This window comes from Vibrio sp. 10N.222.54.A3 (assembly GCF_041474095.1).
GTDB classification, from domain to species: Bacteria; Pseudomonadota; Gammaproteobacteria; order Enterobacterales; family Vibrionaceae; genus Vibrio; species Vibrio crassostreae_C.
Genome location: NZ_JBFRTN010000117.1, coordinates 1 through 22,241 on the forward strand (window position 1 = coordinate 1; position 22,241 = coordinate 22,241).

Genomic DNA, 22,241 nt, shown 5'->3' on the forward strand with positions numbered 1-22,241 from the left:
ACTTTATACATAGCCATCACAAATAGTTGACCTTGGTTAAAGCTAGGATATTCATCTTCATAAAAAGTGAAATATGGATATCAAAACGTGAACAACATAAATATTAATAAAATTATCTCTCTACGAAATACCTTCAACAATACCAAAAAGAAGAGCTTCAAACGCTCTACATTGGCCAAAGCAATGTTACCGCTCTTCACCGCTACTTTGATCGCGGGTTGTGGTAGTGATAATGATAGCGACAACGGTACAGCCCCTGGCAACAGTGGTTTATACCCTGCAGCTGAAAACGAAGTCGTTATTTACTACAAACGCGATGTTGCCGCTGCCAGCTCATCTGGCTCAACTTACGACGGTTGGGGGCTGCACCTTTGGAATGGTGAAGGCTGTACCAGCACAGATTTAGTCGGCATGGGATTAAGTGAAACCGGAACCGACTGGAACAGCCCTTACGAATATGATGGTATCAGCGATACTTACGGTGCCTATTATGTGTTGAAAGTTGACCCAGATGCCTCTGACCCACACAAATGCATGAACTTCATCTTGCACAATGGTGATGAGAAAGCATTTGGCAGTGCCAATTCTAAAGTCGAGTTAACTAAGCTTGGCGATTCACAAGGCGTATTTGGTTTCCATGGCAGCAGCGAGTTGTACTACGACCCTATTTCAGAGCGACCAGTCAATATTGATGGTCAAAAAGCACACTGGCTAGATGCAACCACAATTGGTTGGGAAGCGGCTAGCAATGCAGACTCTGTGAAGCTTTTCTATGCACTAGACAACAGCATCACAATGAACGATGACAAAGAGATTGTCGGTGGAACTGCAATTGAACTAAGCAAAGACGGAGAACTATCTTCTGAATTGAAAGAGCGTTTCCGACACCTTGCAAGCTTACCTGCCCTAGCTATCGATGTTGACGACAGCACACTTCGCACTATTTTAAAATCTCAGATAATTTTTGTTGCCTACAATGCCAATGGCGATGTTATCTCTTCAACTGAGGTTCAAAAACCTGGTGTGCTTGATGCGGTATTTGCTAGCGAAGATGCTGGTAATGCAATGGCTGAAGAACTAGGCGCAATTGTTGAAGGCAGTGCGGCGACCTTCAAGCTTTGGGCACCAACCGCGCAAGATGTAGAACTCGTTCTATACAGTGAAGATCTGCTAAGTTCACAAGTAATCCCGATGACGGAAAACACTGAGACAGGCATTTGGGCGACTGATGCCGTGTCTAATGCAGTGAACAGTTATTACCGTTACCAAGTGAAGGTTTATCACCCAACCACAGGCAATATCGAAACTCGCCTTGTGACAGACCCATACTCTCTCAGTTTGTCAAAGAACTCAGCATACTCTCAAGTGATTGACCTGAATGATTCAACCTTGAAACCAGCGAACTGGGACAACTACCAACGACCAACCGTAGAGAAAGACGAAGACCACGTACTTTACGAATCACACCTACGTGACTTTAGTTTCAGCGATAAGCTCGGCACAGCTAGCCTAAATGGCAAGTACCTCGCTCTTACAGAAGCCGATCGTGAGTCGGTCAAACACCTACAAGCTCTCCAAGAAGCAGGTTTAACTACGCTGCATATCTTACCAGCATTTGATATCGCTACCGTCGATGAAGATGCCGCGAGCCGTGTTGATATCACCGACACCGTAGGAAAACTGTGTGATGTAAAACCGACAGCTACCTTATGTGGAAGCGAAGACGAAAACAAAGTCATCGAAGACGTACTCGATGGTTATGACCCTTCAACGGGTGACGCACAAGCATTAATGAATGACCTTCGTATGCTTGATAGCTTCAACTGGGGCTACGACCCATTCCATTACACAGTTCCTGAGGGAAGTTACGCGACCGATCCTAATGGTTCTCAGCGTATTCTCGAATTCCGTCAGATGGTCAAAGCTACGCACGACATGGATCTTAAGCTGATCATGGACGTGGTATACAACCACACCAATGCGTCTGGTGTGAACGATAAGTCGGTACTGGATAAGATTGTCCCTGGGTACTACCACCGTCTTAACGTCAACACTGGTGGCGTAGAAAACTCGACTTGTTGTGACAACACTGCGACCGAAAACCTGATGATGGGTAAATTGATGGTCGACTCACTTAAGGTGTGGGCTGACGACTACAAAGTGGATGGTTTCCGTTTTGACTTGATGGGCCACCAGCCAAAAGATGTAATGGTCGAAGCATTGGAAGAAGTGCGCAAAATCGACCCGAATACTCTGTTCTACGGGGAAGGCTGGGACTTTGGTGAAGTCGCCAACAACGCCCGCTTCGATCAAGCGAACCAAATCAACATGGCAGGTACAGAAATCGGTACCTTCTCAGACCGTTTGCGTGACGCCGTTCGTGGTGGTAGCCCATTCGATGGTGGTGTCGACTCAGAAGGGAACCACCCACTTCGCTTTAACCAAGGCTTTGGTAACGCAGCGATTGCCAACGAAGAAACCAAAGTTGATCAAGATTCGATCAATGGTCGTTTACATAACCAAGACCTTGTTCGTTTAGGTATGGCAGGTAACCTCGCAGAATACGTACTGATTGATTACAAAGGCGATACCAAACTGGGTAAAAACGTTGATTACAACGGCGCGCCAGCTGGTTACACCAAGATGCCTTCCGAGAACATCTCTTACGTTTCCAAACACGATAACCAAACACTTTGGGATAACAACGCTTACAAGATCGCCACTGGTACTAGCTCTGCAGAGCGTGCGCGTATGCAGTCTGTATCGCTTTCTACCGTGATGCTAGGCCAAGGCATACCATTCATCCATATGGGTTCTGAACTGCTACGATCTAAGTCTATGCAGCGCGATTCTTACGATTCTGGTGACTGGTACAACCGCGTCATGTTTGATGGGACGGACAACAACTGGAATGTTGGCTTACCTCGTGAAGATAAAGATGGTGCAAACTGGGATCTGATCAAAACAATCATTGCTGACAGCGCGGCTAAACCAGACTCAGACGACATTGAGCTGACTAAGCAGCAATTCCTAGAGCTATTAAAGATCCGTAGCTCAAGCGAACTGTTCCGCTTAGATACAGCTGACGAAGTTATGAAGCGTGTCGACTTCCGTAACGTTGGCGAAGATCAAGTCGAAGGCCTGATTGTGATGTCTATTGACGACGGTACGTCAGCGGGTGCAGATCTAGATACAAACTACGACGCCATCGTCGCAGTAGTGAACTCAACAGCAGAAGAGAAATCTTTCAAAATTGAGGGCACGACGGGTTTCGAACTGCATTACGTTCAGAAGAACTCGGCTGACATGACCGTTAAGAGCGCAAGCTTCTCCGGTGAGACTTTCACGGTTCCGGCACTTACAACAGCGGTATTTGTACAACCTCAAGGTAACGCACAAGGTGCTGGTCTGCCTGTTGATAACTCTGGCAAGGATGTATCGAGCATTCCGCCATACGGCCAAAAAACCGTGTATGTTCGTGGGGATATGAATGGTTGGAACCCTGTTGATGCTTGGGCAATGAACTTTGTTGCTAATGGAGTGTACTCTGTAACAGGCAATTTGGAAGCAGGTAACTATGGCTTCAAGTTTGCAGATGCTGATTGGAAAACACCTAACTTTGGTTGCGATTCTGTAGAGCTTGCAAGCGGGTCAATCGATATTGGCACAGGTGGCAATTGCCAATTGAGCGTAACGGAAGCGGGCAGCTACACCTTCACCTTGAATGCCATTCACGAGCTTGACGACAATGTAGACAAAGCTGTGGTATCTGTCACTAAGAATTAAGCTCCAAGCTTAGGTTCAAGTAACAGATAATAAAACAAGCGAAAGCTAGCCTTTGGGAGACGTCAGTCTCCCTTTTTTACAACTATTGAACCCAGCAGATTTAAGCAAATAATAAACAATTGCATCGCCCATTAAAATTCGGGGCATTTCCAACCATACTTTATAGACCCTACATTCGATTACATGGCTGAAAACTTAGAACTAAAGGGAAAGGATATTCCTTAGAACCGTTAAAACCAAATCTTAACGATATATCATAGTAGGAATGCCGCTCTCCCTTAAGTGAACAGAATTAATCCTGGCAGCCTTTTTTGAAGGGTTACGCCCTACAATTACGATTAAAATACATTCAATTCTCGATGTAATATTCTATCAACAGCAAAACACCGCAGTTGTTTGCGGTGTCGTTAAATTTTGATTAGGAAAACTTCCATGAACCGTAAACATATCATCAAAACCATCCAAATGGGCATCGTGACTACAGCATTGATGGGCGGGATGGCTTTGGCTAATACCACTGATCTTGTAGAATCTACCGACGCTGCTCGCGCCCTGGCACATACTCCTAGCACTGCAACAACGCAACAAATACAAGCTGAAAATGCCGCGCACAAACAGGCACTGCAAACACTTGAAAGCAACGGTAATGTTGATCAATATATGGAAACGGATAAAGCAGGGGAAACGACTACTGGTCACGTATCAAAATGCGAAAATACAGAAGTCCCTTTAGGCGAGAAAGTTGCTGAACATTGCAAATAAAAAGCATATACATTAAAGCGGTATTCGATAGGGTTCCTTAGAAGATGCTAACCGATGCTTAACTTACAAGCATTGCACTTTTAAAGGAACCCTTTATCTATATTACTTGGCGTTGACGGCTCGCACAAAGGCTTCTTGTGCACCTTCAATACCAAGGGCTTTTGCTTCATCTAATAAGCTAAGTGCTTTGGGAATATTGTCTGCGTCTACTGCTGCTTGAATGGCATTATGGTAGTAAGTTTGTGTTTCTGGTTGAATAGTCTCAACCTTAGCTGCTGCCGCTGGTTTAGCGTTAGATTCACTGCTAGAGCCAAATGAGAAGAAGCCCACTCTATCAATAGTCACTTCAATCTTACCGACATTCGCGTTTGGAACGGGGATGTCTTCTACTTCTGGCAGGTAGTTACCGCGGCCTTCCGCATCTAAACGTGCAGGGTGAATGACATCAGTAAAACCACCAAGATCTTCTTGCTCTGTATAGATAACTAAGTAAACAGATTCAGCAGTTGTCGGTGGGTAAAAATCATTTTCTGCAACAAGACGGTTGCCCAAATGCAACCTAGGCTTCGCGTATTCGAAGCTCTCTTTGCCATAACGCTCTAACTCGCGACCGTTTTTATCGTAAATCACGGCATTCGGCACAAATGCTGTATCACCGATCATGCTGGTGATCTTAATAGAGTATTCACCGCGATCCGCTGGTAGCTCGATCGCTACTACAGGGCTGTTTATACCCTGATAGTTTAAAATTTGACTGTCTGGTGTTACATCGAAAATTGCCGAGCTTGGAAGCTTCATCGGGGCAAATTGAAGACCAGCAATAGAGTTAACTTGTTCAGCCTGTGCCACTTGCACTTGCTCGACTACTTGTGCAGATTGACAACCGGCCAACGCAACACAACCACTCAACATTAGAGCTTTAAAATACATAACCCTTCCTTCTTGTTATTTTTTTAAGAAATTTACTAACTTTAATTACCACAAAGAGAACTATTCACCTAGGGAACGATCAACTTAATCGTACATTCCTTAAAAAAATAGCCGACGCGAGCCGGCTATGAATTAGGACAGTTTAGGATTGGTTAAGCTAAGTGTTTACCACCAAGCTTCAGCTTGGATACCGAACACGTACTCAGTATCGTCGCCGTTGAATGCATCTTTGTTTTCAGTATCTAGGATGTAAGAACCGTAAACACGAATTTCAGGACGAGCCCAGAAGCTGTCACCCATAGCCCAAGCTTGAGCTACTGTGAACTTAGCGTTACCGAAATCTTCTTTAGCTAAACCGCTGTCTGAAATTTTCTCACCAGCATTGTAACCTGCTTCGAAGATAGTACGCATAGTGTCGTTCCACTTGAACATTGGACGAGCAACTACAGAGTACTGGTCGATATCAAAGTTTTTGTTTGTGTAAACGCCTGCAGCTTGACCACCGATGTCGCTACCAGATAGGTATGCTAGTTGGTGACCCATTTCCCAAGATTCGCCTAGGTTCATTACACCCCAGTTGATCAAACGGAAACCAGATGCATCGTTGAATGCTTCAGTACCACGAGCGTAGTATGTACCTGAACCCCAGAAGTTAGCCGCCTGAACACCGTAACCGTTAGTACCGTATTGAAGGATAGTTTGGTGGAAACCGTTATCCATACCTTGGTGAATGATCGCAGAAGCTAGTAGGCCATCATCCGCTTCTTCACTCTTATCATCAGAGTCAGTTGCAAAGTTGTACGCTAATGCTAGCTCTAGAGATGCATCTTGCCATAGGCCAATGTTCGCTAGACGAGCATCAAAAATGTAACCTGTAGACTCGTCGTGGTCACCGTCTTGAATCAGCGCAACAGAAAGCTTCTGGTCACCAATAGATAAGTTTTCAATACCACCACCGGTACCTGACGTGTTTAGGAAGTAAAAGTCAGTGATGTGGATATCTTTACGTTGGTAGTATGTTTTACCAGCCCAAAGCGTTGCTTCTTTGTCTGAAGCGATCACGCCTTTAGCTTTAACAGCAAATTGTGCAACGTTGAAATCACCGTCTTCCCAACCATTAGAACCGTTGTTGCCTTGAGCAATCATAGATTCTACGCGCCACGTTTGCTCGCCAGTTTTTAGTTCTTCAGCTAGACCAAACTCGTAGTAGTTGTCATTTTCGTTACCTAGACGACCAATACCGTTTTTATTTACTGATACGTCGCCGTTACCGTTACCGCTAATACCAGTACCAGCACGCATGTAGCCATTAAAATCTACAGCGAACGCAGAGCCAGCAGCTAATGTAGTTGCCACTGCAACAGCAATCAAACTTACTTTTTTCATTCTTAACTCCATTAAGGACGATTTATTTTAGGTTTTTATATTTTTGCTCTCTTGCGGCAACCAAAGGCAGTAATGGTAGTCGTAAGATAGAGAGGTTTAGGGTTTCCCCTGATTCGTTTCAACGGGGTCAATATTAAGAGGGGATGACAAGTTTGACTTCCTCCGCCCCTAAGTTAATTAAGGGGGACTAGAGGGGAGTAGAAAATATACAGAATGGTGTTTTAAAGAGGTAGATCACTTAATATAGGAGGAGTAGACAGCACACAGATCTAATTATTCAACATAAGTGAGATCTAGCTCAAATATATAATTTGAACTTCATCGATGAATTATTTTTTTTACCGTAATTAATCTGTGAAGTTGCTTGACCTTATTGTGACAAAGCTTTTTACTTATAGTTCACTGATGTCGATAAACGAACAAGAAATCAAGCAATGACTAGAACGCTCGCTCGCCCTTATCCGCTAGGCGCAACGCTAGGTAACACTGGCTGCAACTTCTCTATTTATTCTCCTGACTGTAAATCTCTTTCACTCGCTCTTTTTGACGAGAACGACGAATTCACCACTTATAAATTGGAAAATGAATACGCTGATATCAGATATGTCTTTATTGATGGTATTAAAGCGGGGCAAAAATACGGCTTCATTGCCGAAACGGACAATGGCCCTATCCTGCTTTCAGACCCGTATGCCAAAGCAATAAGCGAACCGCTCGATTACGTCACGCCATATACCAATGAAAAAAGCTTTGCTATGGCGAAATGTGTCGTTGTTGATGACACCTTCGATTGGCAAGATGTAGAAAAGCCACGCATTAGCCGCGAAGATACCGTTCTTTTTGAAACGCATGTAAAAGGTCTATCTCAACTGCACCCAGAAGTGGCTGCCAATACTAAAGGTCGTTACTTAGGGTTAGTGAGCCCTGAAATGCTTGCGTTCTACAAACAACAAAATATCAACTCGCTACAGCTTCTACCCGTTGCTGCGTGCATGCATGAACCTCATCTATTGGACATGGATAAAGTGAACTATTGGGGTTACAACCCATACTTGTTCATGGTGCCAGACCCACGCTACGCAGAAAAAGACGCTGTTAATGAACTCAAAACCGCCATTCGTGAACTTCACCGAAATGGCATCGAAGTCATTCTAGACGTGGTGTACAACCACACAGCAGAAGGTGGCGAAGGTGGTACAACCTTCAACCTCAAAGCGCTAGATAGCCGCTACTACATTAAACATGGCTGCCATTACGCGAACTTTACTGGTTGTGGTAACACCGTTGATCTCACCCACCAGCCAGCACTCAACTTAGTGATGGATACGCTTCGCTATTGGGTAAGTGAGTTCCAAGTCGACGGCTTCCGTTTTGATTTGGCTGCAACACTGGGGCGCGAAGGTGACAACTACAACCCTGAGGCTGCATTCTTTAAAGCTGTGGCTCAAGACCCTGTACTTAAAGAAACCAAGCTCATTGCAGAACCTTGGGACATCGGTCCGAATGGCTACCAAGTGGGTAATTTCCCGCTAGGCTGGAATGAGTGTAACGACAAACTACGAGACATCACACGTAGCTTCTGGCGTGGTGATCAAGGCTACCTAAAAGAGTTTGCGACTCGTTTGATGGGGTCACGTGACATCTACAGTGCTGCGCACTGGCCGTATAAATTAACCGTCAACTACATCACTTATCATGATGGTTTCACCATGCAGGACCTTGTCTCGTACAAGCACAAGCACAATGAAGAAAATGGTGAGAATAACCGCGATGGGCATGGTGATAACCGTTCTGAAAACTACGGTGTTGAAGGTGAAACCGAAAACCTGTTAGTTATCGCAACACGTGAAAAGCAGAAACGCAACTTCATGGCGAGCCTGCTGTTTGCTTTTGGTATTCCTCATATTTTGACGGCCGATGTGTTATCTCATACTCAAAAAGGTAACAACAACGCTTACTGCCAAGATGGCGTGACCAGCTGGCTTAACTGGGAAGATTCAGAGCGCAAGACTTACTTCAAGACTTGGTTATCTGAAATGATCTCTGCTCGTCAGCAATACATGGTGCCGTTTATTAAGGCATTCAGTGGCGAAAAGCGTAACTCTAACCGCATCTTCTGGAGCCGTGTCGATGGCACACTTATGGAGCATGACGACTGGAACCGCTTAAGCTCAGTCGCTTTGCATTTAGGTATTGGTAAAGATGGCGACGAGTTAATTTATCTTATCAACCAAACCAATGCGCCAGCACGTTTCTCGTTACCGAATGACCGTGAACAAAACTGGGTAACCATCTGTGATACCAACTTGCGAAACGTTAAACCCGGTCATGCAGAAGGTGAAATGTTGTTGTCGCCAACTTCGATGGCAATTTTGCACTATTCGCCAGATCAGGCTGATTTGATTAAAGCAAAAGCTTAGTCAGCTTAATAAAACACCGAAAACCATAGAAGCCAGTTATATTTGCAGCTGGCTTTTTTGTTAGCTGAATATCATAAAAATCATTCATCCATATGGAATCATTTGCATTGATGTGGTTAATGAAACTGTTTAGTATTGCCGTACTATAAAAATGAATCTATAACGTCTTTGGATATCATGGCTTTACCTAAAACATTAATTCGGCTTTTTAAACCATACATTATTTTATTAACTGGAGGGATGCTCTATCTTGCTATGACTCAGCTTGAAAAAGTAGAAACAGCAGCAACAGAACAATCATCATCAAACATTCGTATCGCAAGCTCTACCATTCGTTCCAACATCGAAGCCACATTCGGCAAACTCTATTTTTTAGAAACCAGTCTAGGCTTGCCTAAAACGGCTCCAATCGGTGATAAAAAATTCAGAGAATTGAGTGATAATATTCTAAGAAGAACACCAAATTTCTCCGATATCGTTCGATACCAACCTAACTCCCAACATTATGTCTCCACTCGTGGCCTTCCTCTTTCCAATGAACAAATCGCCACAATACAATGGCATTCAATAGACGGTGTTGTAGAAGATTTTTACATCTCTTCCGTTTACCAAAAAGCCGATGGACGATGGGTTTTCGCCGTTAAACACACTGCAGAAAAGCTCAACGAAGAAATATGGATTGAGTTTGATTTAATGCATACCACGCAAGGTTTAAGAGATTTAAAAACGCTTAATAATGGCTATGTATTTGTTGTAGACAGAGCAACAGAGCGACTGGTATTCCACCCGGATCCACAGCGTATCGGTTCTAAATCCATCAGCTTCCATGCAGGGATCAGCCACCAACTCTCACAAGGTGAAACCGTTGGTAAGCACGAATATTACTATCAAGATAACTTCAAAATATCGGTATTTGACGCAGACAACAGCTTAAATTGGGTGTTCATTGCGGGCACTGACCGCCATGACATCTTAACCAGCTCACATCAATTTACGTTGACGGGCTTAGTACTGGGCTCACTCCTGCTATTGTGGATTGGTGCCAACTATCTGGCTTATCGTTTGAACGTGTCCTTGTCGCAACTGAATAAAGTCGATGACCTTGTAAGCTTTAAGCGAGAGTTAAAATCCATACTGGATAGTTTCACCTACCAAAAAGGCATTCAATTCTGTCTCTATCAGCTTGAGAACCACGCATTCAGTACCATCGACTATCACGGAAACAAATCCACGGTACATTGTGACAAAGCCCTTGCAGAGCGATTTACACCGGACACTATGGCTTACCGAAGTGGTAAGTACGCCGATCCACTGGCGTGTAAACTCAAAATACACCAACGTCATTACTGTATTCCTTTGCACTCTCGTCAGCAGTTGATCGCAGTGTTGTACGTAAACGTAAACTTACCGATCAGCCAGAGTATTCTACGAATGATCCGTGATTACACTGAAGTCTCTTTGTCTAACTTACTGCTTCAACATCAATTGAGCAGCAAAGATCTGATGACGCAGTTAGACAATAAGAGCAGTTTCAGCATCGCCATCGAAAACTACGTGAGCGAGCCCGATACCTATGTCGCTCTGCTTGATATCGATAACTTCGACCACGTAAACCGAGCCTACGGTGAAGCGGTTGGCGACAAGATGATCAAGCTGACTGCAGAATCGATACGCAGTTACTTCCCCAAGCCAAAGGGACTTTGCTTGGCTCGTGTTGGAGGAAAGGAGTTCGCAGTATTATTCAAAGCCAATGATGTGAAAGATGCCAAATTCCAGCTAGACCAGTGCAGAGTCGCAATCGCGGAGAAAACCATCGTCACTCCAGATATCACCTTATCGCTAGGGGTTAGCGTGGGATACTCGCAAATAGAGGGTGAAACAGACTCAGCTTTAGCGCTGGCGGAACAAGCGAAACTTATCGCGCAACAACTTGGTAAGAACCGAGTGGAAGGCCATATCAGAGCCGTTGCCAAAGCATCGTAAACCTATACTTACATTTCTGTAGCCACTACAAAGCACCTAGGATTCATACCCTAGGTGCTTTTGTTTTTATGGAAAGTCATTACAATGCGCGTTCAACACGACAATACCCCTTTTCTAACGACACGAGCCTTATGAAGCTAAGTAACCGACTGCAAACTCTCCATTCCCTTGTCAGCAATGACTACCAACATATTTGGGACTGTTGTTGTGATCACGGCTTCTTGGGTGTTCAACTGTTGTCGGATAACAAAGCACCTCAGCTTCACTTTGTCGATATTGTCCCGTCTCTTATGAGCGATTTGGAAAGCAAACTTACGCGTTACTTTCCGCAAGGTGCAATAGCAGAACAGAAAGTGACTAGCCAATGGCAAGTCTACTGTATGGATGTCGCCGCTATCCCGCTTGAGAAACATACTGGCAAACACCTGGTGATTATTGCGGGCGTCGGTGGCGATCTTACTCAAAAGCTCGTCGATGATATTCATCGTCAACACCCAGACAAAGCGATCGATTTCTTGCTTTGTCCGGTGCATCAGCAATTCGAGTTGAGAAGCCATTTAAAGGCGATCCATTTTGGTCTTATTGATGAAGTGTTGATTGAAGAGAACCGTCGTTACTACGAGATTTTATTGGTGAGTAATAGTCGCGGTGATTCAGAAAAGAGCCAAACCGTTAGCGAGATATCAAACGTCGGTGACAAGATCTGGACACCAAGTTGTGATGAACAAGTGAAGGTATCACAGCAATACAAAGCCAAAACATTGCAGCACTACTTACGTATCCATCAAGGACAAGAGAAGCAAGGCAAACCTAGCCAAGTAAAGCATATTATTGATGCTTACCAGGCGGTTAAGCCATAGTAAGTACTAACTTAATGGTTTGAATATTAAGAAAGTCAAATTAATAAAAAAGCCGATAGTTCAATGAGCTATCGGCTTTATTAATGCTATCGATTCAGTTTTAGCTTACTGTTCTTGTTTCTTATAAGCCACATCAGGCTCGTCAACTGTCTCTACCTCAGAAGGCTTATCAACCCCATAAACCGTATCAAGGTAGACGTCTTTCTCTTTCCACGTGCTGTTCAACCAATTGTGGAAGCGACGTTTAAAAGCCTTATCTTCAAAGTAATTACCGTTCACGTTCTCATCCATTGGATGCAATTTAATACGCACAACGACCTTAGTCATTTTGCCCTTCAGCATATCTTCAAACGGAGAGGTTTGGTTTTCAGGGTAAGCTAAGGTCACATCCACGATGCCATCCAAAATTGGGCCCATTGCAGATAAAGCAAATGCCACGCCCCCAGTTTTCGGCTTCAATAAGTGGCGATAAGGGGTCTTTGCTGACGCCAGTTTCTCGTGGTTTGCACGAGTCCCTTCAACAAAATTAACCAATGTTGTCGGTGCTAATTTGAACTTAGTACACGCTTTATTGATTGCATTAAAATCATCATTACGGCGTTCTGGGTTGCGTAATAGGAACTCACGAGAGTGGCGTCTCATGAATGGCATATCTAAGCCCCAGCAGGCCAAGCCAACAAATGGTACGTACAACAATTCATGTTTCAAGAAGTACTTCGTCATCGGCATTTTGTCTTTTAGGATTGAAGACAAAATCACAATATCTGCCCAGCTTAGGTGGTTAGACATCATCAAATACCACTGCTTGGTCGAAATATCTTCCCCCCCTTCCACTTGCCATTCGATATCGTTATTGGCGTTCAACATCCATAAATTAAGAGAAGCCCAACACCAGAATGTGAAGTTAGCTAAGCGAGTGCATGATTTTTGAACGACAGAAATTGGCAAAATAAGTTTGATTAGGGCAAACAGGCTCACAGCCAATGCGGTGAATGCAGTATTAATGGTCACGAACAATACGTTCAAGGCCATACGAAGATTATCAAGCATAAAACACAGTTATATTGAGAACGAAAGCCGCCATTATACGCATCTATAAATTATTCTCTTCAGTAATTGATTGAATATCCTAGGGGTCAAACCACTCAACCTATGTTAACGATGTTCAACCAGCTAAAGTCTATTAAAACGAAACCAAAACACATGCACGAGTCATTTGGACTCAAATAGTATGTTGTCTTTTTGACAACATTCGACCCAATAATTAACCTTCAATCAGTATTGATAAGCATTCTCATTATTGGCGTGGTACATGCAACTCTAAAGTGTAAATAGTTGAGTATCCTTAATGAGATAACTTCTCTTCTTAAAGGTGGATGATATGACAGATATTCCTCATGGTTTAGTTACAGGCAAAGTCCTAAACAAAACAGAATGGACAGATCAATTGTTCTCACTCCAGGTTAGTGCACCTGTCTCTTCTTATCAGGCAGGTCAGTTCACGAAACTTGGCTTACTTAACAGTGAGGATGAGTTCGTAAGACGCGCCTATTCGATGGTGAACGCGCCAGAGCACGAACAAGGTCATCAACATCTGGAATTTTTGATTATTAAGGATCAGAACGGTCAGCTTTCACCTCAACTTCATGAGTTGAAGATGGGCGATGACATCTTTATCGGCAAAGACCCAAGTGGCTTTATGACCTTAGATGAGATCCCAGAGATCGCCGACGATCTATGGATGCTTTCAACCGGAACCGCGGTAGGCCCATTTATCTCAATACTTGAGAGCATGCAGATACAGCAAAATGAGTTGGCTTCAGACAAAGCCTCTTCATTCAAGAATCTGGTTCTAGTGCATGCTGTAAGAACAGAGCAAGACCTGACTTATCGAGATCGTATCACTCAACTCGTTAATCACTTTCAAGGGAGACTTAAATATGTGCCAATTATTTCTAGAGAATCAGTTACCGGAACTTTGCGCGGACGAATCCCAAATTTGTTACTTGGAGGCGACCTCGAGCAAGCCGCGTCTGTCGCTTTCAATCAAACCCGCAGTTTTTTCTACCTTTGCGGCAATCCGCAAATGGTTCGTGACACAAGCGAAGCGCTAACTAGCTTAGGTTTCGAAAAGCACTTACGCAGAAAACCCGGTCAATTCAGCAGTGAGAACTACTGGTAAATAACAACCGCCACTCGTTAGACAGAAGCACAACTTTCAAAGAACAGTTAGAGAAGAGGTTTTATATGAGTCATTTACGTATTCCGTCACACTGGAAAATTCAACGTTCCACACCCGAAAGTAAGATTCATTCAATATTGATGAACTTATAAGCAAGCAACCTCGTAATGTGATTTTTAATGTTCAATAAGTGAAGACAAAAGATCAAATAACCATAGCAATTACAATGACTAATGGTGATAGACAAGAGAAAAAAACTCTAGCACACTGAACAGAGTTGTAGGGCATGTTGACCTATCGAGCTGATTTTTGCAGCCGTTTGTGGGTTATTTATACAAGGCAGAGAATTCGACGTGTAGCTCGCCTACATGAGAATTCGATAACGCTGTAGAAAGGAACCACAAACACTGCCCGAAGGGTTCGGCTAAAATCGTTTTACTCTTTGTTGAGAGGGTTTTGCTTAGAATGACTAGGCGGCAAACCTCTCGTCGCGATTAAAACGATTTTATCTCGAACAAAACTTAACCGCGAAAGGTCAACATGCCCTTGTTTTAATCACGTTTCAGAGAATGAATTAGTGGGTTATTTATATTTTAGGTAAGAGAGGAAGCCATGCTCAACATTGCTTTTTTTAGCTCAAAATCATACGACGAAAAATCATTCGAACTGGCAAAAGGCGAACTCAACGCTGAGTTTCATTTTCACGATTTTCGACTCACCACAACAACAGCAAAAATGGCGCACGACAACGAAGTGGTTTGTGCGTTTGTAAACGATGACCTATCGCGAGACGTGTTAGAGATTCTTGCTCAAGGCCGCACCAAGTTAATCGCGATGCGCTGTGCGGGCTTTGACAAGGTCGACCTAGACGCAGCCAAAGAGTTTGGTCTGCAAGTGGTTCGCGTTCCGGCTTACTCACCAGAATCGGTAGCAGAACACACGGTTGGCATGATGATGTGTTTGAACCGTAAACTACACAAGGCATACCAACGCACTCGTGATGCGAACTTCTCTCTTGAGGGGTTAGTTGGCTTTAACTTCCACGGTAAAACGGTCGGTATGATTGGCTCGGGTAAGATTGGCCTAGCGACGATGCGAATTCTGAAGGGTTTAGGCATGAATATCCTATGCTATGACCCATATCCAAACCCGTTAGCTGTTGAGTTAGGCGCTAAATACGTTGAACTCGACGAACTTTACCAAGAGTCTGATGTGATTTCTCTGCACTGTCCGATGAGTAAAGAGAACTACCACTTATTGGATGCAACGGCATTTGAGAAGATGAAAGATGGCGTGATGATCGTCAACACCAGCCGTGGTGAACTGCTGGATTCAACCGCAGCGATTGAAGCGCTCAAACAAAGCAAAATCGGCGCGCTTGGTCTTGATGTTTACGACAACGAGAAAGAGCTGTTCTTCCAAGACAAATCTAACGATGTGATTGTCGATGACGTATTCCGTCGCCTATCTGCTTGTCACAATGTATTGTTCACAGGTCACCAAGCTTTCTTGACCAAAGATGCTCTGTTCAACATCGCCAATACAACGCTCACCAGTGTTGATGCCTTCTTTGCTGGCAACACCAGCGGTAACGAACTCGTTTAATCGCTAATTGAGTTAATAGCAGACTGAGTTAAAAACAAACTAGGTCTACAAATACAAAGCCACGCTATTCTGAAGTGAACAGCGTGGCTTTGTCGTTTATCCAGTATCCTAAAAACGTTCCTAGACGCAGAAATGACAATCTTCGGTGTCTAAACCATACACGCCTTTTCGAATGGCAAGGTGCTCTTCACCGGCTTTGACGCCCATCTCGTAACCTGTATTAAGAGTACTTTGATCCATAGTTAAACGCTTTACTGCGAACGCTTCTGGCGGCGCTATCACTTTAATGGTCGCATCTTTGGGTGGGTTACGAATGAACTCCAGAGACTGGTTGTAGTTTTCAGCACGCACCGCCATCGATTCAGCAATATTTGGGAATTTCTTTAATAGTTTCTTCAGCATCCATTGGTGCTTTTGAGGCTTCATTCGGTAGCTCAATGGGTGAGACAGAATCACGGTAATATCGCGTGCGCCACGGCGATATGCTTCACGAACCGGAATCGAATCGGCTACACCGCCATCGGTATAACAGCCACCAGAGAAACACGGAGTTTCACGGTAAGCGATAGGTAAAGCCGTTGTTGCTTCAACAACATTAGAAAGGTTTTCTGGCTTAATATGGTAGTAGTCTGCACTGCCCGTATCGACATTTGTGACAGCAGCAATGAGTGGGATACTTGAAAACAACTCACCACAATCGAGCGGATAACGTTGATTGGATTCGTTCCATAACCATTTAACATCTACCAAGTTACCGCCTTTGGCAAAGCGAGCAGGATTAAAGAAAGTTTTATCCGTCGCCATCGTGGTGATCACATCATAACTGCGTTTTGGTGCATGAGATAAGTAGCCAACCAGATTCGACACACCTGCAGATACGCCGATGGCAAAATCATAAGGACGGAAATCGTCTTGCATGAAGGCGTCTAAAACTCCAGCAGCAAAAATACCTCTCATTGCTCCACCTTCAACGATTAATGCGCTCTTATTCATCTCAAACTCTTCTACTTTATAAACTGATAGTCGTAGAATAATCCCATTACTCTTACAAAGATAATGGGATAGATTTATCAATTCGATAGGTAAAAACTATCAATGTAGATTGTTAGATTTTTCAATGGCTTAGGGTTACTTGATATTCAGCGAGATCAAAAAAGGCCATCGAGTAGTTCACTCAACGGCCTTTCAATTAACGAATCAAGATGATTGATTACGACTTAAATTCGCTCACATCGATTTCAAGCAGTTTACCAATGCCTTCACCGTATGCAGGGTCGGCTTTGTAACAGTGTCTTAGGTGACGCAATTGAATCTCTTTTGGTACGCCGCCTAGGTTACGAGCAGTGTTATCAAACAGAATCGCTTGCTTCTCTGGTGTCATTAGGCGGAACAAGTCACCCGGTTGCGAGAAGTAATCTTCATCTTCGCGGTGATCCCAGTGTGCTGCTGCGCCATCTAGGTTCAGTGCTGGTTCAGCGAAATCTGGCTGCTCTGCCCACTGACCTTCGTTGTTTGGCTCATAACCTAGTGTGCCACCGAAGTTACCATCGACACGCATCGCGCCATCACGGTGGTAGCTGTGTACTGGGCAACGAGGAGCATTCACTGGAATGTGCTGATGGTTAACACCCAAACGGTAACGTTGTGCATCGCCGTAAGCAAACAGACGGCCTTGTAGCATCTTGTCTGGCGAGAAGCTGATACCTGGAACCACGTTCGCCGGGTTGAATGCTGACTGCTCAACTTCAGCGAAGAAGTTTTGTGGGTTACGGTTTAGCTCAAATTCGCCCACTTCAATTAATGGGTAATCAGCGTGAGGCCAAATCTTAGTTAAGTCGAATGGGTTGTAAGGAACCGTTGCCGCATCAGCTTCTGGCATAATTTGAACTTTCAACGTCCATTTCGGGAAATCTTGGTTATCGATGCTGTCTAGCAAATCGCGTTGGTGGCTTTCACGATCATCACCGATCACTTGTGCCGCTTCTTCGTCAGACAAGTTCTTAATACCTTGCTGAGATTTGAAGTGGAATTTAACCCAGAAACGTTCGTTGTCAGCATTGATGAAGCTGAACGTGTGACTGCCGAAACCATGCATGTGGCGGTAAGTCGCAGGGATACCGCGATCACTCATCACGATAGTAATTTGGTGAAGTGCTTCAGGTAAAGAAGTCCAGAAATCCCAGTTGTTCTTCGCGCTGCGCATGTTAGTGCGAGGGTCACGTTTAACGGCGTGGTTTAAGTCTGGGAACTTAAGAGGATCACGAAGGAAGAATACTGGCGTGTTGTTACCCACCATATCCCAGTTGCCTTCTTCAGTATAAAACTTCAACGCGAAACCGCGAATATCACGCTCCGCGTCCGCTGCGCCACGTTCGCCCGCTACCGTTGTAAATCGTGCAAACAGATCCGTCTTTTTACCGATTTCAGAGAATAGTTTAGCTTTGGTGTATTGAGTAATATCGTGAGTCACAGTGAAAGTGCCGTAAGCCCCTGAACCTTTCGCGTGCATACGACGCTCTGGAATCACCTCACGATCAAAATGCGCCATTTTTTCTAAAAACCAAACATCTTGAAGAAGTTGAGGACCGCGTTTACCCGCAGTTTGGACATTCTGGTTATGAGCAACAGGACAACCCGCAGCTGTAGTTAATTTTTTACTCATCATCTATTCCTTATTACCTTTTAGATGCACCATCTTTGTTGCATCTTTACTTCTGAATGGTGGCTATTCATCACACAAAACCACGCAGTAATTAAGGATATAGAATACGCCTGGGCTAAAGTAAAATATAATCGTTTGTATTTATCGTTATCATGGATAAAACCTATCAAATTAATGATCTAAATCATAATCATTCAATATTGACAATAATATTTACAATATAATAATCATGAACTTACAACACGCAGAAAACCAAAGCTAGGCGCAGCCTACCTCGTAGAAGCCACTATTTTTGAGATATTTTGTGACCTAACCGTAAAGTCGCTGCGATATTTCTTGCCGTTCTTGTTAAGTTAAGCTCCGCCTCTTGTAATACTTTTTCTAAAGTTTGTGGCGATCTTACAGTTCCAAACAAGCTGCTCATTTCGCCGTAAAGCGCTTCTACTTCGGTGCCTAAAGATCCGGCAATTCCTATGGTTGGAATGCCCTGTAAGCTCGCACGTTTGGCAATGCCATAAGGTGTTTTTCCTTGCAGAGTTTGATTGTCCATTTGCCCTTCACCGGTAATCACAAGATCTGCGCCTTTCAATACTTCATCGGCTTGCAAAACATCAAGCACCATCTCAATACCCGGTTTAATCTGCATGTTAAACAACAAACCAAGCCCCATTGGAGCACCACCAGCCGCGCCATAACCAGTACGCTTGTGAACGGGATCATCCCCACGAACACAACCTTGCGATTCAACTACTTGAGCAAAATTCTCAAGCGCCTTATCAAGCATCACAACTTGTTCTGGGCTTGCGCCTTTTTGTGGGCCGAATATATGGCTAGCACCGTTATCACCACACAACGGATTATCGACATCGCACGCCACAATTAACTCGATATCAGCATAGCGTGAATCTAAACCAGTAAGATCAATCGATGATAAATCAGCTAGTGCAACGCCACCTCGGTTAAGCTCTTGCCCTGCATTATCTAACAGTGTCCCACCTAATGCTTGAACAATACCTGCACCGCCATCATTAGTTGCACTGCCACCCAATCCAAGAATAATCGTTTGAGCGCCCTGCTCTATCGCCTCCAAAATCAATTGCCCCGTTCCGAATGAAGAAGCAATCAATGGATCACGCTGCTCTGGTTTCAACAAGTCCAAACCAGAGGCAGCGGCGATCTCAATTAAAGCCGTTTTCTTAGGATTCTGATCCGACGGTTCTAGCATTGCCCATTCTGCATTGACTGGTTGCCCTAACGGCCCTTCGACTTGGCTATGTCGCTTTTCACCAAAAAGCCCTTGGAGCAATACATCCACAGTCCCTTCACCGCCATCGGCCAAAGGCAAGGTCACATAGTCAGCGTCAGGGAAGATTTCACGAAAGCCCTTTTCGATACACGCTGCCACCGATAAGGCAGATAAAGACTCTTTAAACGAGTCTGGTGCAATAACAATTTTCATACTGAGAGATCCAAAAGATTAGTAATTTTGATGAGTGCCCGATCCAAAAATGCCCCTATTGAAGATCAGCAAGCTAATCACTTAATAGGGGCAGTATATAAAGTAAATACTAAGCACATAACGTCACCCTCACATTGAGGTTATTGATACCCGCAATTTGTGAGTTAGATCTACTACTTACATATTGGAATCATAGATTGAGAGCATCGACCGAAATTTTAGGATAGGCAGAGTAGAGTTGCATAAATTGAAGATGGTATAGTCCACGAAAATCAAACATCTTGGACATCATCATGCATTCTAGCGACATCATCAAATTGGCAAATTTAGGCGTTAATATCGAAATTTCAAAAGACTCTTCATTGCATCCCTCTGATGCGTTAGAAGTGGTAAAGATTGTTGCTGAAATCGGTAGCCAAATCGTCATCAAAAAGAAGTACCACACAGACTACCTGATTCAGATGGCTGAAGTGGGCCGTGATCATGTGACTATTGCTGTTTAAGAACAGCCACTATTTCGAAATTGACATAACCTCAGCTTCAACAGTTTAGAGCGACATGTTGATATAAAAATGCAGCATATTGGGGGGCAATATGCTGCATTTTCTCTTTTCGTTAGGAGCACCGAGAACGCAAAGAGAAACTAGTTAATAATTCTAAGTAGAGTTAGTGGTCAAACAACATCGGAACACCCGTTTGCACACAAACATCATTCAGTCGTTTTTGTGCCGTAAGTATATTCTCTTTCCAACGTTCATCTTGAGCCCACATCTCAATCACGAGTGGTACGACGCACTCAGTCTCTTTCAACGTTTCAAAAATGGCATTAAAGTCGACTTCACCATCACCAATCACTAAGTCTCGAAATTGACCTTTGTATTCGTTAGTCACTTTATAAGTGTCTTTGAGGTGGATCTGAGTGATATGAGGCTTGCTCAACTTTAGTTCCGTCACTATGTCGTAATTCCAACCGGAGATATTACCCACATCTGGATACGCCGTGAAATACGGTGAATTGACTTCACGACTCAGCACTTCAAACTTGCTCAAAGAGTTCAAGTAATCGGTATCCATGATCTCCACAGCGAGCATAACGCCCGACCTTTCCGCCAACTGCGCAGAAAGCTTCATGCCTTCAATGAACCTCTGGTGAGTAACCTTATCCGCAGGCTCGTAGTAAACGTCATACCCAGCCAATTGGATGGTACGAATACCCAATTTGTAAGCGAGTGAGATCGCTTTTTCCATATGGATAGCCGCTTGTTCACGAATCACCGGATCTGCAGATCCAAATGGGAACTTGCGATGCGCGCTTAAACACATGGATTGCAGCGGTACACCATGCTTTTCACACAGGCGACGTAAGACATACACTTCATCGTCATTCCAATCCAAACGGCTACGGCGCTCGTCTGATTCATCTACCGATATCTCAAGAAAATCAAAGCCGAGCTCTTTGGTTGTTGCCAGTTTGTCTTCCCAGCTGAGTTCGTTAGGTAGGGCCTTCTCATAAAGCCCTACTCGGTGGCGTAATAAGTTTTGGTACATAACGCCTCCTAATTCCAGTAACGGTCGATCTGAGCTTTTAGTGCTTCTGCTGTTTCTTTACCTTTTTCACCCGCAAGTGCGCGACCTGCAATAAAGGTTTTCGCTTTAATGCCTTCAAATAGGTAAAGGTCTTCAGGCACGATGCCACCTGTGATAGAAAGCTCGATGCCCATTTCAGACAATGCACGCATCTTCACAAGATCTTCTTCAGTCCAGCCCACACCAGCTAATTCAGCGTCACGAGAACGGTGATAGATAGCTTGAGAGATACCTAGGTCGACCCAAGATTGAGCATCGTCCATTGTCCAATTGCCGTAAATTTCGATTTGTATTTCACCGTTAAATTCGTCAGCGACTTTCTTACACGCACCAATGGTTGCGATGTGTGCAGCCGCAGAAACGGTTATCCAATCAGCACCCGCTTCGAATGCCATTCGAGCCAAAATTGCGCCGCCATCGGTGGTTTTCATATCGCACACAAGGATATGGTCTGGGTGGTTTTTACGAAGGGTAGAAACCGCTGTCATACCTTCAGCAAAAGCCAAAATAGTGCCCACTTCAATCACATCAACAAAGCTTTCAACGTTGTTTGCCACTTCAATTGCGGCAGGAAGATTTGTTTGGTCTAGGGCGATCTGAATCATTGGTTTAGTCATGT

At 44.1% G+C, this 22,241-nt stretch carries 16 protein-coding genes; 8 read left to right on the plus strand and 8 right to left on the minus strand.

What is annotated here, in order from left to right:
* Positions 1-87: 87 nt before the first annotated feature.
* The gene (gene pulA / locus AB4507_RS20515; RefSeq protein ID WP_102398417.1) at positions 88-3,786 is read left to right on the plus strand and encodes a pullulanase-type alpha-1,6-glucosidase; all 3,699 of its coding nucleotides are present in this window, start codon (positions 88-90) and stop codon (positions 3,784-3,786) included.
* A 432-nt stretch (positions 3,787-4,218) separates the two neighbouring features.
* On the plus strand, positions 4,219-4,548 hold the full coding sequence (locus AB4507_RS20520; protein WP_017058851.1) for a hypothetical protein: 330 nt from the start codon (positions 4,219-4,221) through the stop codon (positions 4,546-4,548).
* A gap of 102 nt (positions 4,549-4,650) precedes the next feature.
* Here AB4507_RS20520 and AB4507_RS20525 read toward each other — a convergent pair whose 3' ends face one another.
* Both AB4507_RS20525 and lamB read right to left on the minus strand, forming a co-directional pair.
* Complete coding sequence (locus AB4507_RS20525; protein WP_017058852.1) at positions 4,651-5,478, minus strand: MalM family protein; 828 nt, start codon at positions 5,476-5,478, stop codon at positions 4,651-4,653.
* 165 nt (positions 5,479-5,643) lie between these two features.
* The gene (gene lamB, locus AB4507_RS20530; RefSeq protein ID WP_017058853.1) at positions 5,644-6,864 is read right to left on the minus strand and encodes a maltoporin LamB; all 1,221 of its coding nucleotides are present in this window, start codon (positions 6,862-6,864) and stop codon (positions 5,644-5,646) included.
* A 434-nt stretch (positions 6,865-7,298) separates the two neighbouring features.
* Between lamB and glgX the strand changes: the two genes are divergently transcribed.
* The 3 genes from glgX (at position 7,299) to AB4507_RS20545 (ending at position 12,127) form a co-directional block, all read left to right on the plus strand.
* A complete protein-coding gene (gene glgX, locus AB4507_RS20535) occupies positions 7,299-9,284 on the plus strand; it encodes a glycogen debranching protein GlgX (protein WP_372125831.1) in 1,986 nt (661 codons plus the stop codon).
* Positions 9,285-9,524: 240 nt separating this feature from the next.
* Positions 9,525-11,267, plus strand: a complete 1,743-nt coding sequence (locus AB4507_RS20540; RefSeq protein ID WP_102398418.1) for a diguanylate cyclase — start codon at positions 9,525-9,527, stop codon at positions 11,265-11,267.
* Positions 11,268-11,398: 131 nt separating this feature from the next.
* Positions 11,399-12,127, plus strand: coding sequence for a tRNA (adenine(22)-N(1))-methyltransferase TrmK (locus tag AB4507_RS20545; protein ID WP_017069730.1), 729 nt, complete (start codon positions 11,399-11,401; stop codon positions 12,125-12,127).
* Between the two features lie 105 nt (positions 12,128-12,232).
* On the opposite strand, the gene AB4507_RS20550 is transcribed toward AB4507_RS20545, so the two are convergent.
* Complete coding sequence (locus tag AB4507_RS20550) at positions 12,233-13,177, minus strand: acyltransferase (protein ID WP_017063993.1); 945 nt, start codon at positions 13,175-13,177, stop codon at positions 12,233-12,235.
* Positions 13,178-13,508: 331 nt separating this feature from the next.
* Here AB4507_RS20550 and AB4507_RS20555 point away from each other — a divergent pair, with 331 nt between their 5' ends.
* Positions 13,509-14,309 carry a ferredoxin--NADP reductase gene (locus AB4507_RS20555; RefSeq protein WP_372183226.1) on the plus strand — a complete coding sequence of 267 codons (801 nt, stop codon included), beginning with the start codon at positions 13,509-13,511 and terminating at the stop codon, positions 14,307-14,309.
* 612 nt (positions 14,310-14,921) lie between these two features.
* Entirely contained in the window at positions 14,922-15,914 is a 993-nt protein-coding gene (locus AB4507_RS20560; protein WP_102398419.1) for a 2-hydroxyacid dehydrogenase, read from the plus strand.
* Positions 15,915-16,034: 120 nt separating this feature from the next.
* Here AB4507_RS20560 and AB4507_RS20565 read toward each other — a convergent pair whose 3' ends face one another.
* The 3 genes from AB4507_RS20565 to AB4507_RS20575 form a co-directional block, all read right to left on the minus strand.
* Positions 16,035-16,907, minus strand: coding sequence for a patatin family protein (locus AB4507_RS20565; protein ID WP_065583767.1), 873 nt, complete (start codon positions 16,905-16,907; stop codon positions 16,035-16,037).
* 217 nt (positions 16,908-17,124) lie between these two features.
* Positions 17,125-18,576, minus strand: a complete 1,452-nt coding sequence (locus AB4507_RS20570; RefSeq protein WP_102320683.1) for a catalase — start codon at positions 18,574-18,576, stop codon at positions 17,125-17,127.
* Positions 18,577-18,862: 286 nt separating this feature from the next.
* The gene (locus tag AB4507_RS20575; protein WP_372148706.1) at positions 18,863-20,035 is read right to left on the minus strand and encodes a glycerate kinase; all 1,173 of its coding nucleotides are present in this window, start codon (positions 20,033-20,035) and stop codon (positions 18,863-18,865) included.
* Positions 20,036-20,328: 293 nt separating this feature from the next.
* Here AB4507_RS20575 and AB4507_RS20580 point away from each other — a divergent pair, with 293 nt between their 5' ends.
* Positions 20,329-20,538 (plus strand): hypothetical protein, encoded by a 210-nt coding sequence (locus AB4507_RS20580; RefSeq protein ID WP_009845895.1) that lies wholly within the window; start codon positions 20,329-20,331, stop codon positions 20,536-20,538.
* 163 nt (positions 20,539-20,701) lie between these two features.
* Here the strand turns inward: AB4507_RS20580 and AB4507_RS20585 are convergent, their stop codons facing one another.
* Positions 20,702-21,583 (minus strand): L-ribulose-5-phosphate 3-epimerase, encoded by an 882-nt coding sequence (locus AB4507_RS20585; RefSeq protein ID WP_372083013.1) that lies wholly within the window; start codon positions 21,581-21,583, stop codon positions 20,702-20,704.
* Between the two features lie 8 nt (positions 21,584-21,591).
* Positions 21,592-22,239, minus strand: coding sequence for a 3-keto-L-gulonate-6-phosphate decarboxylase UlaD (locus AB4507_RS20590; protein WP_017064001.1), 648 nt, complete (start codon positions 22,237-22,239; stop codon positions 21,592-21,594).
* Between the last annotated feature and the right edge of the window lie 2 nt (positions 22,240-22,241).

Excerpts from the sequence above, each read along its gene's own strand:
- AB4507_RS20520 (WP_017058851.1), top strand. The coding sequence starts at position 4,219 with ATGAACCGTAAACATATCATCAAAACCATCCAAATGGGCATCGTGACT.
- AB4507_RS20525 (WP_017058852.1), bottom strand. The coding sequence starts at position 5,478 with ATGTATTTTAAAGCTCTAATGTTGAGTGGTTGTGTTGCGTTGGCCGGT.
- lamB (WP_017058853.1), bottom strand. The coding sequence starts at position 6,864 with ATGAAAAAAGTAAGTTTGATTGCTGTTGCAGTGGCAACTACATTAGCT.
- glgX (WP_372125831.1), top strand. The coding sequence starts at position 7,299 with ATGACTAGAACGCTCGCTCGCCCTTATCCGCTAGGCGCAACGCTAGGT.
- AB4507_RS20540 (WP_102398418.1), top strand. The coding sequence starts at position 9,525 with ATGCTCTATCTTGCTATGACTCAGCTTGAAAAAGTAGAAACAGCAGCA.
- AB4507_RS20545 (WP_017069730.1), top strand. The coding sequence starts at position 11,399 with ATGAAGCTAAGTAACCGACTGCAAACTCTCCATTCCCTTGTCAGCAAT.
- AB4507_RS20550 (WP_017063993.1), bottom strand. The coding sequence starts at position 13,177 with ATGCTTGATAATCTTCGTATGGCCTTGAACGTATTGTTCGTGACCATT.
- AB4507_RS20555 (WP_372183226.1), top strand. The coding sequence starts at position 13,509 with ATGACAGATATTCCTCATGGTTTAGTTACAGGCAAAGTCCTAAACAAA.
- AB4507_RS20560 (WP_102398419.1), top strand. The coding sequence starts at position 14,922 with ATGCTCAACATTGCTTTTTTTAGCTCAAAATCATACGACGAAAAATCA.
- AB4507_RS20565 (WP_065583767.1), bottom strand. The coding sequence starts at position 16,907 with ATGAATAAGAGCGCATTAATCGTTGAAGGTGGAGCAATGAGAGGTATT.
- AB4507_RS20570 (WP_102320683.1), bottom strand. The coding sequence starts at position 18,576 with ATGAGTAAAAAATTAACTACAGCTGCGGGTTGTCCTGTTGCTCATAAC.
- AB4507_RS20575 (WP_372148706.1), bottom strand. The coding sequence starts at position 20,035 with ATGAAAATTGTTATTGCACCAGACTCGTTTAAAGAGTCTTTATCTGCC.
- AB4507_RS20580 (WP_009845895.1), top strand. The coding sequence starts at position 20,329 with ATGCATTCTAGCGACATCATCAAATTGGCAAATTTAGGCGTTAATATC.
- AB4507_RS20585 (WP_372083013.1), bottom strand. The coding sequence starts at position 21,583 with ATGTACCAAAACTTATTACGCCACCGAGTAGGGCTTTATGAGAAGGCC.
- AB4507_RS20590 (WP_017064001.1), bottom strand. The coding sequence starts at position 22,239 with ATGACTAAACCAATGATTCAGATCGCCCTAGACCAAACAAATCTTCCT.